14 protein-coding genes and 1 pseudogene are annotated in these 13,609 nt (G+C 64.3%); 6 read left to right on the top strand and 9 right to left on the bottom strand.

From position 1 onward, the window contains the following. Window positions 1-77: 77 nt before the first annotated feature. Complete coding sequence (locus BCA01S_RS30535) at window positions 78-347, bottom strand: DUF1488 family protein (RefSeq protein ID WP_027780154.1); 270 nt, start codon at window positions 345-347, stop codon at window positions 78-80. A 920-nt stretch (window positions 348-1,267) separates the two neighbouring features. Between BCA01S_RS30535 and BCA01S_RS35625 the strand changes: the two are divergent. From BCA01S_RS35625 to BCA01S_RS30500, 6 genes and pseudogenes are all read left to right on the top strand, one after another. Further along, a pseudogene (locus tag BCA01S_RS35625) lies at window positions 1,268-1,937 on the top strand (multicopper oxidase domain-containing protein); the annotation flags it as partial. A gap of 61 nt (window positions 1,938-1,998) precedes the next feature. Continuing rightward, on the top strand, window positions 1,999-2,355 hold the full coding sequence (locus BCA01S_RS30520; protein WP_027780152.1) for a copper-binding protein: 357 nt from the start codon (window positions 1,999-2,001) through the stop codon (window positions 2,353-2,355). 408 nt (window positions 2,356-2,763) lie between these two features. Continuing rightward, window positions 2,764-3,633: a transporter substrate-binding domain-containing protein gene (locus BCA01S_RS30515; protein ID WP_027780151.1), complete on the top strand. Its 870-nt coding sequence runs from the start codon at window positions 2,764-2,766 to the stop codon at window positions 3,631-3,633. A gap of 37 nt (window positions 3,634-3,670) precedes the next feature. Beyond that, window positions 3,671-4,315, top strand: a complete 645-nt coding sequence (locus tag BCA01S_RS30510; RefSeq protein WP_027780150.1) for an amino acid ABC transporter permease — start codon at window positions 3,671-3,673, stop codon at window positions 4,313-4,315. Beyond that, complete coding sequence (locus BCA01S_RS30505; RefSeq protein ID WP_027780149.1) at window positions 4,312-4,971, top strand: amino acid ABC transporter permease; 660 nt, start codon at window positions 4,312-4,314, stop codon at window positions 4,969-4,971. Before BCA01S_RS30510 ends, BCA01S_RS30505 begins: the two co-directional genes overlap by 4 nt. After that, complete coding sequence (locus BCA01S_RS30500) at window positions 4,968-5,888, top strand: amino acid ABC transporter ATP-binding protein (RefSeq protein WP_027780148.1); 921 nt, start codon at window positions 4,968-4,970, stop codon at window positions 5,886-5,888. Before BCA01S_RS30505 ends, BCA01S_RS30500 begins: the two co-directional genes overlap by 4 nt. A gap of 50 nt (window positions 5,889-5,938) precedes the next feature. Here the strand turns inward: BCA01S_RS30500 and BCA01S_RS30495 are convergent, their stop codons facing one another. The 8 genes from BCA01S_RS30495 to BCA01S_RS30460 form a co-directional block, all read right to left on the bottom strand. Beyond that, window positions 5,939-6,769, bottom strand: coding sequence for a phytanoyl-CoA dioxygenase family protein (locus BCA01S_RS30495; protein ID WP_027780147.1), 831 nt, complete (start codon window positions 6,767-6,769; stop codon window positions 5,939-5,941). Between the two features lie 79 nt (window positions 6,770-6,848). Next, a complete protein-coding gene (locus tag BCA01S_RS30490; RefSeq protein ID WP_027780146.1) occupies window positions 6,849-8,066 on the bottom strand; it encodes an amidase in 1,218 nt (405 codons plus the stop codon). Next, entirely contained in the window at window positions 8,063-8,452 is a 390-nt protein-coding gene (hpxZ, locus tag BCA01S_RS30485) for an oxalurate catabolism protein HpxZ (protein WP_027780145.1), read from the bottom strand. The genes BCA01S_RS30490 and hpxZ overlap by 4 nt, the downstream gene beginning before the upstream one ends. Beyond that, window positions 8,449-9,639, bottom strand: a complete 1,191-nt coding sequence (locus BCA01S_RS30480) for a YlbE family protein (protein ID WP_027780144.1) — start codon at window positions 9,637-9,639, stop codon at window positions 8,449-8,451. Before BCA01S_RS30480 ends, hpxZ begins: the two co-directional genes overlap by 4 nt. A gap of 2 nt (window positions 9,640-9,641) precedes the next feature. After that, the gene (locus tag BCA01S_RS30475) at window positions 9,642-10,418 is read right to left on the bottom strand and encodes an SRPBCC family protein (protein ID WP_027780143.1); all 777 of its coding nucleotides are present in this window, start codon (window positions 10,416-10,418) and stop codon (window positions 9,642-9,644) included. A gap of 25 nt (window positions 10,419-10,443) precedes the next feature. After that, window positions 10,444-10,965: a (2Fe-2S)-binding protein gene (locus BCA01S_RS30470; RefSeq protein WP_027780142.1), complete on the bottom strand. Its 522-nt coding sequence runs from the start codon at window positions 10,963-10,965 to the stop codon at window positions 10,444-10,446. Beyond that, window positions 10,962-11,798 (bottom strand): FAD binding domain-containing protein, encoded by an 837-nt coding sequence (locus BCA01S_RS30465; protein WP_027780141.1) that lies wholly within the window; start codon window positions 11,796-11,798, stop codon window positions 10,962-10,964. The genes BCA01S_RS30470 and BCA01S_RS30465 overlap by 4 nt, the downstream gene beginning before the upstream one ends. After that, the coding region (locus BCA01S_RS30460; protein WP_027780140.1) for a xanthine dehydrogenase family protein molybdopterin-binding subunit at window positions 11,795-13,609 on the bottom strand (1,815 nt) is incomplete at its 5' end. The genes BCA01S_RS30465 and BCA01S_RS30460, both read right to left, overlap by 4 nt.

Raw genomic sequence — 13,609 nt, 5'->3', positions numbered from 1 at the left:
CCGATCTTCCTGACCCAGGCACGTAGTATTTGTCAGCGCCCCGCCATCCTCTCAACCAACCGCGAGACAACCGCCGGTTACCTGGCCACAAAGTCGCTCGCGTTCAGCCACAGCGGCTCGTCAGGTCGTGCCAGTAGTTTTCTTTGCGCAGCTGCGACGATGCGGTTGCGACCGTTTTCAAATGCTTTGAGGGTACGCGCCGGGTCAGCGCTATGCGGTAACCAGAAATAATCTTCGAGTGCGTCACGCGCAATTGCGCCTTCGACCTCGCGGCCGAGAATCGACAACATGAAAACCACGGCGCGTCCGTCGGGCGAGACGGCGGGCGCGCGATTAAGAACTTCCATGACGTACCTCGACGATACAATTGCGGTCTTTGTATTTGTACTGCGTCGCTCAACGATAAATCTACCAGAAGTTCAAAGCAGCGCGATCGTCTATTTCTCAACGGCCCAGCCTAACCGTTATCCGCTATTGCTAACCCGAGTGGCAATGCTCGTTTGGCTAACTTTGAGGCGCGCCGCGCGTTGAAGACGACGTTCGGTTTTGGATGAGGTAACCGGTGCGGACGGAGCTGCACACTGGAAGCCAACATTCTTTTCTATGGTGAGCTTTTTCGGGAACGAGCATATGCCACCGCGTGACGAGTAGTCCGACTGTTGCAAATGCCTACCTTCGTCAGCATGTGCCTGCGTCGCTTCAACAACGTATTCGAAAATCCCGAATGCTCTCCGGGACAAGCGCCGCAAATGGTACGCTGCAGAAGCCAGCCCAGATAGGTGACACGCTTCAATTCGATGACACGTCGTGCGTTTGCATAACCGCGACGACACGCAACTAGTGCAACGTGATTTGAAGTACCGTTCGCTTGCCGACGCCCGATTCATCGGCAACTGGCGCGTCTTGGTCGGCGGGTTCTGGCGACCGGGACTCCCGAATGGGTTGGTCCAGAAGACACAGATGCCGACGTTGCGGGAACAGATTGTGGCCAGCCAGACTATGTGGCGGAGAGCGTCGGCTCCCGTCGCGAGGAAACACTTGCATCCTCCCCGCCTCTTCGCTCTCCTGAGCATCTTTAATCCAGCCACCGGATTTCGCCCGACGATGGATTGCAGGCCAGTTTGCCTACTCCTGATGGGGATTGGCAGCCACTTGTTTACAGACGGTGTTCGAAGTTGCCGACCAGTAGGCCGCGCAGGACAGTTAGTTGCGCTGTTAGGTGACACACAGCACTGAAAGATGAGCTATTTCGCGGAGAGACAAAGCGTTGGAAGCGGCCTACGACATCGACCCTGGCAGCTTCGCACCGCGCGTCAACGAAATGACGGACTTCAATATGTGGACGTGGAATGCGCGTGTGTTCCCCGGCATCGACCCGCTCCCCTGCGCGCCGGGGACCGGGCTCGTATTCGTTTCGGTAACCTTACTATGACGAATCGCCCGATTTATCTGCACGGTTACAGCTTCGAGGTAGCCGGCACCGACGGCGGATGGATACCCTCTTCAGCGCGCTGGCCCGAGGTGACGGTAGAAGTCGCTGCCGGTCAGATGCGCGCCATCGAGTTCACCGCGAACCGTCCCGGCGACTGGGCGTTTCACTGCCACAAGTCGCATCACACGATGAATGCGATAGGCCATCAGGTGCCGAATCTGATCGGTGTACCGCAGAAAGACCTCGCGAAACTCATCAACAAGCTGGTTCCGGACCACATTGCAATGGGCAGCACCGGAGGTTCGATCGGCGCGATGGAAATGCCGCTACCGGAAAACACATTTTCGATGATGACCGGCACTGGTCCCTTCTGCGGGCTGGAAATGGGCGGCATGTTCAGCGTCGGGAAGGACTCGGGAGCAACGACTACCGCGATCCAGGCTGGTTCGGGCACCCCAAAGGGACCGTGGCGTTTGAATACACCGGGGACTGGCCCGATAGCTGAATACACGAGTGCCGGCTGTGACCCGGCCACCGATTTCGCTACATGACTGTGGAAAAAGCAGATGAAACAAACACTGATCTCAATTGCGATGGGCTGCCCCCTTGCTTTCCCGGCTGTGTCGTATGCCGCCGCCGACCGGCGCAGGATGGAGATAAACGGCGAGGCCGCACCGGGCGCCGAGGCGAAGCACGGTATGTCGCATAGTGAAATGAAGAAAGTCGATTTCGCCGCCGGCGAACTGACCATCAAGCATGGCGCACTCGAAAAGCTCGGTATGGACGCGATGACGATGGTCTTCAAGGTCAAGGCCCCGGAGATGCTCTCGCAAGTCAAGGCCGACGACCAGATCGACTTCGTGGCCGAGGAAGTCAACGGCACGCTGACTATCATCGAGCTGAAGGAACCGCGAGCGCATTAACTGCCATATTTTTCTCTTCGCATTCTCATCTCGTGCCTGAAACCGGAAATAACGGAAAGCTACTGGCTTGCGAGCACTTTGCAGCACGGACCACGGCCGGCGCAACTGGGCGGGCGCCAGTGCGCGCGCCGCATGTTGCAAGTCGGTGCGCAAATGCACGAACACAAGGCCAAAAGACTTCCGTGGTGCACCACGGATTGCGGCGACCGCAATTCGTGAGTGCTGATCGGGCGCCGATCCCGCGAGCAACGGGCAGGCAACGGAAAACAGATCGTTGGCATACCACTTGCATTGATGCTCAGCGATTCGTCCGTACCCACACGAATGATCGCTTTGCCGGTCATCATCCGGTGAGCGCATGCTCGCTCAAGCGTTGTATGCGCTCGCCGCCACCAAAGGGGCCTCTCCATGTCAGTCCGCATTATCCGCCGCGATCCGGTTCACTCGAAACAGCGCACGGCCGTCACACTCTTTCGCACGTGCGCGCTCGCGCTCATCGCCACGTTCGGCATCAGTCATGCGGCGCACGCCGCGAGCGCCGAGGAAATCAAGGCGCGGGGCTATATCACCGTCGCAACAGAAGATGACTACACTCCGTTCGAGTTCGTCGCCGACGGCAAGAACACGGGCTACGACAACGACCTTCTCGCGCTGGTGCGCAAGAAGATCGGCGTCGAAGTGAAGCAGCAGGTGATGCCGTGGTCCGGCATCCTGCCCGGCGTGACGACGGGTAAGTACGACATGGCGCTGAGCGCCGTGCTCGTCACCGACGAACGCCGCAAGACCTTCGACTTCGCGTCGCCGACCTGCGAGGCCATCACGTTCTATGCGACCAAAAAGGGCTCATCGATCAAGGGGCCGGACGATCTCGTCGGCAAGGTGGTCGGCGCGGAAACCGGCAGCGCGATGCTCACGGACCTGAAGCTCTTCAACGAGGAGCTGAAGAAGAAGCACGGCGGCAGCGGAATCAAGCAGATCGTCGAATACCAGTCGTATCCGGAAGCCTATCAGGACCTGGCCTTGGGACGCGTCGACGCGGTGGCGAATACGCAGATCAGCCTGAACTCGCTCGTCAAGACGCGTCCCGATACGTTTCTGATCGGCCAGCCGATCGGCAAGCCCACCTACATTGCGTGGGCTGTCAAGAAGGGCAACACCGACGTGCTGAAGATGGTCGATGCCGCGCTGCTTGAATTGCGCAAGAGCGGTGAGATGTATCAGCTTCAGCAGAAGTGGCTGGGCGCGAGCTACAAGGACATGCCGCAGTCCGTCAATTGACGCCATACCGTCTGTCAGACTCTATGATCCCGCATCGATGAACGCCTTTGATTACTGGAGTATCGTGCAGGGCGCGCTCGCGACCGTGGTTCTCTCGGTCGCGAGCATCGCCCTCGGCATACCGTTGGGTCTGGGCCTCGCGCTGATCCGCTGGGCGCGCCTACCCTTTTTCCACCGCATCGTCGTGGCATACGTGAGTCTGATCCGCTCGTGTCCCGCCGTGACGCTCACATTGCTCATCTTCTTCGCGCTGCCGCAGTTCGGCATCTCGCTCGATCCGACGCCCGCTGCGATCCTCGCGCTCACGCTCAGCACCGCCGCGTTCAACTGCGAAATCTGGCGCGCTGCCCTGATCAACTTTCCACGCGATCAGTACGACGCCGCCCTCGCCTTCGCCATGCCGCGAAGGCTGCGGTTTCGCCGCATCGTGATGCCGCAGATCTGGCGTGCGGCTTTGCCGGGTCTCGTCAGCGAAATGACGTTGCAGATCAAGTCGACGCCCGCGGTCGCCGTCATCGGCATCGTCGAGATCACGCGCGCGGCATTGCGGGTCGGCGCGCGCACCTATGATCCGCTGCCTCCCTTCGTTTTTGCGCTCGTGCTATACGGTCTGATCGTGTTCGTCCTCATCAGGGCGCAGCGCGTGATCGAGCGCCGTCAACCCGTCGAGGCCCGCGCATGATGGAGCACTTCCTGATCGTCTGGCAGCAGCGAGCGGATGTGCTGTCGGGTCTGCTCGACACACTCGGTCTGCTTGCGGTCGCGGCCCTCGCCTCGCTCGTGCTCGGCGCACTGCTGACGCCCGCGCTGATGTCGAGGCGTGCGGCCATCGCGCGGCTCGCGACGCTTTATGTCGACGCAATGCGCTGCGCGCCTTTTCTGCTGTTCGTCTATCTGATCTATTTCGGGCTGCCGACGGCCGGAATCCGGTTGTCGAACTGGTGGGCGGGCGCGATTGCGCTGGTTCTCTACAACACGGCCTACATGGCCGAACTGCTGCGAGGCGCCTGGGCCGGTCTGCCCGCGCCGATGATCGAAGCCGCGCGCGCATATGGCTTCTACGGCTTCAGCCTGGTTCGCCGCATCATTCTGCCGCAGGTCTTCACGGTTTCCTTGCCGATGATCGGCAACCAGCTTGTGCAGATCGTCAAGGACAGCGCGTTTCTCACGGTGATCGCCGTAGGCGAACTAACGCATCAGATGAACGGCATTCAGGCTACTTACTTCATTCCGTTCGCGGCCTTCATCACGGCGGTGGTGCTGTACTGGGCCATCTGTCTCGTGATCGAAGGCGGCAGCGGGTTATTGTCCAGATTCGCCGAGGAACGCAGAGCATGAACACTTCCAACGACGCCGCGCTCACGATGCTGCGCGAGGCCGCCGCAGACGGGACTGCATCCGCGCCGTCCGCGGCAGCCGCGGCATCCGGCAACACTGCCCGTCCGGCGACGGATACCGTCCTGCACCTCAACGGTATTTCCAAGTCCTTCGGCGAAAACCATGTGCTGCGCGATGTCTCGCTGACCGTCCACAAGGGAGAAACGGTCTGCCTGCTGGGGCCCTCCGGTTGCGGCAAGTCCACGCTGCTGCGCTGCGTGAACTGGCTGGAAATTCCCGACGCGGGCACGGTCCATGTGTCGAACCGGCGAATGGGTGTGCGCGAAGGCTCGTCCATCAAAATGAGCGATGCCGAGCTCGCGCGTTCACGCGCACGCATCGGCATGGTCTTCCAGCACTTCGCGCTCTGGCCGCATCTGACCGTGCTGCAAAACGTGATGGAAGCGCCGCTGCACGTGCTCGGCCGCCCACGCGACGAAGCACGCGCGGATGCGGAACGCCTGCTCGAACGCGTCGGCCTTGCGGGCAAAATGGGGGCATTTCCGTCGCGCCTCTCGGGGGGACAGAAGCAGCGCGTCGGCATCGCGCGCGCGCTTGCCATGAAGCCCGACATTCTGCTGTTCGACGAGCCGACCAGCGCGCTCGATCCGATGCTCGTCGGCGAAGTCCTGAACGTGATGCGCTCGCTCGCGCAGGAAGGCGCGACCATGGTAATCGTCACGCACGAGATGGAATTCGCGCGGCAAGTCGCCAGCCGCATTGTCTTCATGGACGCAGGCCAGGTGATCGAAAGCGCGCCGCCCGAACAGTTCTTCGGCGCGCCGCAGACGCCGCGCGCCCGGCAGTTCCTCGCGCGTTTCCGTTCTCCGCATCAGCCTTTCGACGACACCGCTGGCGACGCTCCGAAACTCCTGTAAGCGCAGCACCCGCCGCGGCATTGTGCATGCCGCGACGGGTGCTTCGCCATTTACTGCGGGGCGATCATGTCGGCGGCCTGCCTGACTTCCCCATCCTTGTACTTGCCCCAGGTTTGCGCAAGCTCGCTCATCGAGCGCGGATCGCAATCGTACTCCGGCAGCGTGTCGGCATCCCAGTGACCGAAGCGGTCGGCGCCGCGCACCAGCGTCGCGCGACGGCGGCCCATAGCCGAGCGCACGTGCGCCGGCACATAGAAGAATGCGAAGCCGATGCGCCTGTCGTCCGAGCGGTTGGGCAGCGAACTGTGCGCGGTGCGTTCGTGATGCATCGAGAACTCACCGGGCTGAAGCGGCATTTCGACAGCAAGGTTTTCGTCGATGCCGACGAGCGTCTGCCCCTTTGCAAGCATGTTGTCTTTTGCATAGGTTTCGACATGCTTCAGGTCGGGGCCGCGGTGCGAGCCCGGCAACACGCGCAGAACACCGTTGAGCGAGTTCGCGGGCGTGAGCGCGACCCAGACGGTCACCTCCTCGTGCGGCGTGAGGCCGAAGTAAGTGGAGTCCTGATGCCACGACACATAGCGCGGATCGCGGCCATTCTTCGCGAAGATCGACGCGCCGAAAAGCATGATGTCAGGCCCGATGATATCCTCCACCGCGTCGAGGATAGCGGGGTGACGTCCGAGTTCGACGATCGCCGGCAAGGCCAGATGACCCTTGATTTTCAGGGTCCTGTTGACGTCCTCGCCGGTCGTCGCCTCGTACTGTTCGATGATGCGACGATAGTCCGCCGCTTGCTGCGCGTCGAGCGCGCGCATGGGATACACGTAGCCGTGCTGCCTGAAATGCTCGACCTGCGCTTCGGTCAAGTGCTTTGTCATGGACGCTCCTTTGAGTGTGCTGCGATGGAAAAGACGCTTACTGCTCATCAAAAACGCGAGGCGCCGTCCTGGCATAAGGCTAGACGCCGGCATCCCGCATCACGTCGTGCACCGCGCGCGCGGCGGCCAGCACGCCCTCGTCAGCGCCGCGCGCGCCGATGACCGAAAGGCCGACGGGCGCGCCGTCAAAGCGAGTCCAAGGCATGCTCACCTGCGGCAGACCCGCCAGGCCCGCCGCGCACAGCATCTGTTGCGACCGCGCGCGCACGTGGTCGAGCGTTTGCGCCGATGCGTCCGCGCGAGGCGCGACGCCCGGCACGGTCGGCACCAGCCAATATGTGCGTTCGGGCAGCGCGTGGGCCATCGCACGAATTGCTTCAGCGCGAATACGCTGTGCATCGGCGATCTGTTCGCGCGTAATGCCGAGGCTCATGGCGAAGCGCGCGCCCACATCGGCACCGAAGCTCGCGGCATGTTCACGCGCCCATTGCCCGTAGCGTTGTGCAATCTCCGCGGCCTGCAACACGCGGAAAGCCTGCGCCCAATCGGCAAGCGATGCTTCAGGCGCGACGAACCTCGCGCGTTCGCCGAGCGCCGGCAGCGACGCCTCGAAGCGTGCCGCGACGTCCGGGTCCACGCAGGCAAGCAGGTTGCGCGGCACGTGCAGCGCGAACGCCGCCTGATCCGCTGGGACGAGGCTGCGCGCCAGCACTTCAAACGTGTCCGCGAGCAGGCGCGCGTCGCGCGCGAACCAGCCGACCGTATCGAAGCTGTGCGCGAGCGTGAGGCAGCCGTCTGCCGCAATGCGGCCATGCGTGGGCCGCATGCCCCATACGCCGCAGTAGCTCGCAGGCAGGCGCACCGAACCGCCGCAATCGGTGCCGAGCGCGATATCGGCGTGGCCCGCCGCCACCGCGACGACGGATCCCGACGACGAACCGCCCGGAATGCGCGCCGGGTCCGAGGGATTCACGGGCGTGCCGTAGTGCGCGTTGACGCCGGCGAGACTGTAGGTCAGCTCATCGGTGACGGTCTTGCCGAGCCATTGCGCGCCCTCTTCGAGCAGCGCGCGAACGGCGAGCGCGGTCCGCGTGGCGACAGGCTGTTCGTCGCGCCACGCCAGATTGCCGCTACCCGTGCGAAGCCCGGCGACATCGAACACGTCTTTTACTGCCAGCCGCTCGCCCGCCAGCTTGCCGCCGGTGCGAAGCGGCAAGGCGGCGGCGGGCAGCGAGTCGAAGCCATCGGCCACGAACGAGCCATGCAGGCCCGCTTGCAGCAAATCGTTCTGCATCATGCTGGGTCCATCCAGCTGACATGGGCCGCGACGACACGCCATTGCCCGTCGAAGCGGGCCCACGTCTGCGATTGCCGTCCGATGCGCGGCTCGCCTGCGCGTGAGAACGTGATATTGGCGACGGCGAAGTCCTCGCCAAAGGTGGTTATCGAGCGATCGATCACGGTGCGCATCAGCCCCTTGCCCGGACGCGCGGCGCGGAAAGCGCGGATCGCGTCGTAACCTTGCAGGTTTTCCGTCGCGCCATAGCGCAGTGTGTGCGGGCTCTGCCAGAAGAGCGCATCGAGAACGGCAACGTCGTTGGTCGTGAGCGCGCGCTCGTATTCGTCGAGCGCAGCATTCACGGCTGAGAGCGTCGCGGGATCGTTGATCGGCTGGGCGCTCATGCGTGCGGATCCGGCAGATCGGACATGGCCCGCGCGAAGAGTTCGAGCGGCGCCGTATACAGCCCGCGTCCTAGCAGGCCCGCGCGTCCGTCGGCGCCGATCATCGCGATGGCGGCAAGCGGCGCAATGCCTTCGCGAACCACGCGCGCGGCATCGAGCACGCCGGGCAACCGCCCGAATGCGGGATGGGCAGCCGTATGGATGCGCGCCTGCCGCCCGCGCCAGCCGGTGGGCAAAAAGGCTTCGAACGCGTGCGCCGGTTCGGGCGCGAAAAGAAGCGCCTGCGCGCCGAAGCCGGCGGCGTCGATCACGCCGCTGTCGCCGGTGAGCGGCGCCGCGACGGCCTGCTGCTGCGAATCGATACGCGGACCTTCGGGCGCGCCTGCCTGCGCTGTGATCCAGCGCTCAGGCGCGCCAGCGAGACGGATGCCCACCCGCTCGCCGTTGCCAGCCAGCGCCACGACAAGCGTCGACCCGGACCGATCTGCGCCCGCCGCCGACAGCATCAGGGCGCACGCGGCCATCCATAGCGTGAGGAAAAAGAGCGGTGTTTGCGCGAGCATCGTATCGATGCCGGTATCTTCGATACGCGGAGCAAGCAGCGCGCGCAGCGCGGCCGTCGCTCCCGTCGTGCGGGCATGCAGATCGTCGCCGCTCTCGATGCCGGCCTGCGCCAGCGGGAAAAGATCGAGCGAGCCCGATCCGAGCGCCTCTCCAAGCGCGAGCGCGAGCACTTCGTCGCGCCATTTCATGCGGTCGAGGACGCGCCGGTCGCGGCTGCCGAAGCGAATCTGCGGACCTGCGCCGCTGCCCAGCAACGACCACGCGCACGCGGCGGGATCGTTGGCGTCCGTGACTTCGACCAGCATCGTGCGCGGCGAGACGACCGCCGCGAGCGGCGTTACCACCCCGTACGACTGCGCGCATTCCAGGCGCACTTCGCCTTGCGCGATCAGCCGCTCAGCGTGCGCCTCGTCCTGCGCCCAGCCCTCGTACAGACAGCACAAGACCGCCGACGAGGCCACAGGTGCGGAAGGCGCACGGGCATCGTCGAACGGCGGCCCAGCATGCAGCAGCGTAAAGTCCGGCAGTCCCACGGCGTCGCGCGCGGCGACCACATTGCGCCAGTGCGGCCGTACCGCATGGACACGGCCCAGGGCGAGCGAGTTGGCATCGTCGCTGAGCATGATCAGCGGCCCGCGAAGCTAAAGAGGCTGCGCAAGCGCGACCACAGCATCTTCCAGAACAGATTGCCGACATCGAGCGGCGCGTTCGCCGGCTGGGGGCGCACGACGGCACGCGGCGGGTTTTGGGGCCGGGCTTGCGCTTCCGGTTGCGCTTTCGGTTGCTTGTCCGCTTGCACGTGGGCTCGCGCTTCGCGCGCGGATGCCTGCGCTTCGGGCATCGACGCTTGCGCTACAGCAGCCTGCTGCACGACCTGCGCCTCCCGTGCCTCCCGCACCTCCCGCGCCGTATGCGTCGCCTCTGCCGTATCGTCGACGCTCGCCGATGTTCCCGCTTGATCGAGCTTCGCCTTCAGGTTGGACGCAAACGCTTCAGTCATGCGCGTCGCCAGTTCCTTTACGATGCCGCCGCGCGAGAACTGCGCGAGAGTGCCGCCTATCGTGTAATCGACCTTCACGTCGACGCGTGTCTCGCCGGCCCCCGCCTCTTCGAGCGCGAACGAAGCCACACCCTTCACGCGCGACGAACTCTTGCGGTCCACGCCCGCTCCGGTGATGCTGCCGCTGTAATGCGCGTCGTCGAAAGCGATCTCGCCGTCGCCTGCGAACGAGGCGACGATCGGCCCGAGCTTGACGGTCATCGTGAGCTTGAGCATGCCGTTCTCGACGGGCGCGGCGAGCGACGCCCCCGGCAGGCACCCGACGATGCCGGGCGTATCGTGAAAGCGTGCCCACACGAGTTCGCGTGGATACGGCACGGTAAAACTTTGTTCGATTTCCATTGCGTATCAGTCCGTATCCGATGGTTCAGGCCGTTGCCGCGTCCGCCGCTAGCGGCACGGCCGCGCGCGCACGGCGTGCATCGAGCACGCGACGGATCGCGCGGACGATGCCGACGTAGCCGGTGCAGCGGCACAGATTGCCGGAGAGTTCGAGGCGCACGCGCGCGTCGTCGGCATTGGGCAGGCGCGTGACGATGTCGCGGGCGGTCATCAGCATGCCCGGCGTGCAGTAGCCGCATTGCAGCGCGTGCTCGGCGGTGAAGGCCGCGCGCAGCTCGTTCATGGTGGCGTCGTCGTCGAAGCCTTCGATAGTGCGCACCGCGCTGCCAGCACAACTGATTGCCGGCGTGATGCACGAGCGCGTCGGCACGCCGTCCACCTCGATCGTGCATGCGCCGCATACACCCTGTTCGCAACCGATGTTCGTGCCGCACAACATCCGCTGTTCGCGCAGAAAATCCGCGAGACTCGTGCGCGGTTCGACACGCTCCGCGACCGTCCCCTGATTGACGACCAGTTCGATCGTCCTGATGAATGCGTCGCTCATGATGCGTTCCCGTTCTGATTGCGGATGATCCCCGCCGCGCGCACGAGCGCGACGCGATGCACCTCATGTTCATAGCTTCCCGCCTCGATGCCCGCCGCTTCGAGATGAGCATCGAAGCACGAAGTCCGCGGATCGGCGTCGTGCAGCAAGCCGCGGGCATCGTCGATTGCGTAAGGCGGCGCGTCGATCGCGCCGATGACTGCACGGCACACGCCGCGAGCCGCGTCGTCGATAAAAACGGCAATGGCTTCCGCGAACTCGCCCGGCTTGCGGTTGAACTTGTAATAGCTCCAGCGGGCTGTCGGTGACAGACGGGTGAAGCGCACGCCAGTGAGAATTTCATCGGGTTCGAGCGCGGTCGTGAACGCGCCGGCCATCCACTCACCGCTTTCGATCACCCGCGCGCCGGTCGGTCCTTTGACCAGGTATTGCGCATTCAGCGCGCACATGGTGTTGATCCAGTCGGCGGCGGGATCGGCATGCGCGAGACTGCCGCCGAGCGTGCCGCGATTGCGCACCGCGCGATAGGCGATGCCTTGAGCGACATACTCCATCAGACCGCGCGTGCCGGTTTCTATCTTGCCGTCTTCGATCTCCGCATGCGTGATGCACGCGCCTAGCTCGACGGCTTCACCTTCTGTTCGGCAGGCACGCAAGGCAGCGATGCCGCGCAGATCGACGAGCATTTCCGGCTGCGCGAGGCGCAGGTTCATCATTGGTCCGAGCGACTGACTGCCGGAGACGAACTTGCCCATTCCGCCGGTCGGCGCGACGAGCGCGATGGCCTCGTCGCAGGCGAGCGGACGGGCGTAGTCGTAGGCTGCGGCTTTCATGCGGGCATTTCCTTCGGCGCGTTGGCCTGCTGTTTGCGCTGTCTTGCGAGCGCTTCCACGATCAGGCGCGGCGTGATCGGCAACTGGTCGATGCGCACGCCGAGGCCGCGCAGTGCATCGTTGACGGCGTTCGCGAGCGCGGCGGGCGGCCCGATCGCCCCGCTTTCGCCAATGCCCTTCTGCCCGAACTCCGTGTACGGGGCGGGCGTTTCCATGTGTTCGATGCGAATCGCAGGCACCTCCGTCGCGCCCGGCAGAATGTAGTCAGCGAGCGTCGAGGCGAGCGGCTGCCCGTCTTCGCTATAGGGCATCGCCTCATAGAGCGCGGTGCCGATACCCTGGGCCGCGCCGCCGTACACTTGTCCGTCGACCACCATCGGGTTGATCAGCACGCCGCCGTCCTCCACGATCGCATAATCGAGAATCTCGGTCTTGCCGAGCGCCGGGTCCACTGCGACCACCACCGCATGACATGCGTAGCTGAACGTGCCCGAATCGCGCTTCGCCTGATACGAGGTTGACACTTCGAGGCCGCGCGGATCGACATCGGGCGGCAGAAGTTGCGGTGCGAGATACCAGGTGCGGGCCAGTTCCCGCAAACTGCGCGAGCCATGCTTGCCGACTACCGATCCGCTTTCCCAGCGCAAATCGCCCAATGGCTCGCCAAGCAGATGCGCGCCGATTTTCATCAGGCGTTCCTTGAGTTCCTTAGACGCACGGCCGACCGCGCCGCCCGCCATCACGATCGAACGCGAGCCCCAGGTGCCGGTGGAATACGGCGTGACGCCGGTATCGCCGAGCACGATGCGCACGCGGTCCGTATCGATGCCCAGCACCTCGTGAGCAATCTGCGCGAGCGTGGTCTCCATGCTCTGCCCGTGCGAATGCACGCCGGCGCGCACTTCCAGCACGCCGTCGGGCGTCAGGCGAATCACCGCGGGCTCGTGGCCCGGCACCATTGGAATGCCCCAGCCGTGATACACCGACGTGCCGTGCGCGCCCTGCTCGCAAAACACCGAGATGCCGACACCAATGCGCCTGCCGTCCGGTTCGCCGCGCCGTTGCCGCGCGCGCACTGCGCCCAGATCTATGGCCGCCACCGCGCGGCGCACCGCCTCGGGATAATCGCCGCTATCGAAATGCTTGCCGGTGATGTTGTCGTAGGGCATTTCGTGCGCCTCGACGAGATTGCGCAGCCGTACCTCGTAAGGCTCGATGCCCGCTTCGAGCGCGATCGCATCCATGACGGTTTCGATCGCGTAGCACACGCCCGTGCGCGCGACGCCGCGATACGGCAGGATTGGCGGCTTGTTGGTCGCCACCGACCAGGTGCGGCAGCGAAAGCGCTCCATCTTGTATGGGCCGGGCAGGATGCTGCCAACCTGCGCCGCTTCCAGGCACGCGGAGAACGGATACGATGAATACGCGCCCGAATCCACGTGGGCATCGCATTCGAGTGCAAGCAGGCGGCCGTCGCGATCCGCGTAACCGGTGATATCGTAGTGGTGCTCGCGGCAGTTCGCGTTGGCCGTAAGTTGCTCGCGACGGTCCTCGATCCAGCGCACGGGTCTGTCCAGTTGCATCGCGAGCCAGCCGCAGCAGACTTCCTCCGGCAACAGAATGCCCTTGTAGCCGAAGCCGCCGCCGACATCCGGCGCGATTACGCGCACTTGCCCTTCGTCGAGCCCCAGACATTCGGCGAGCCCGGTACGCGTGATGTGCGGCATCTGCGCGGACGTATGCACGATCAACTGCGAGAGGCGGCGATCCCAATGCGCGACGACGCCGCGCCCCTCCATGGGCGCCATGCT

The organism is Paraburkholderia caledonica NBRC 102488 (assembly GCF_000685095.1).
GTDB classification, from domain to species: Bacteria; Pseudomonadota; Gammaproteobacteria; order Burkholderiales; family Burkholderiaceae; genus Paraburkholderia; species Paraburkholderia caledonica.
The sequence above is the reverse complement of the archived record's forward strand: the minus strand, read 5'-3'. Positions and strand labels throughout refer to the sequence as shown.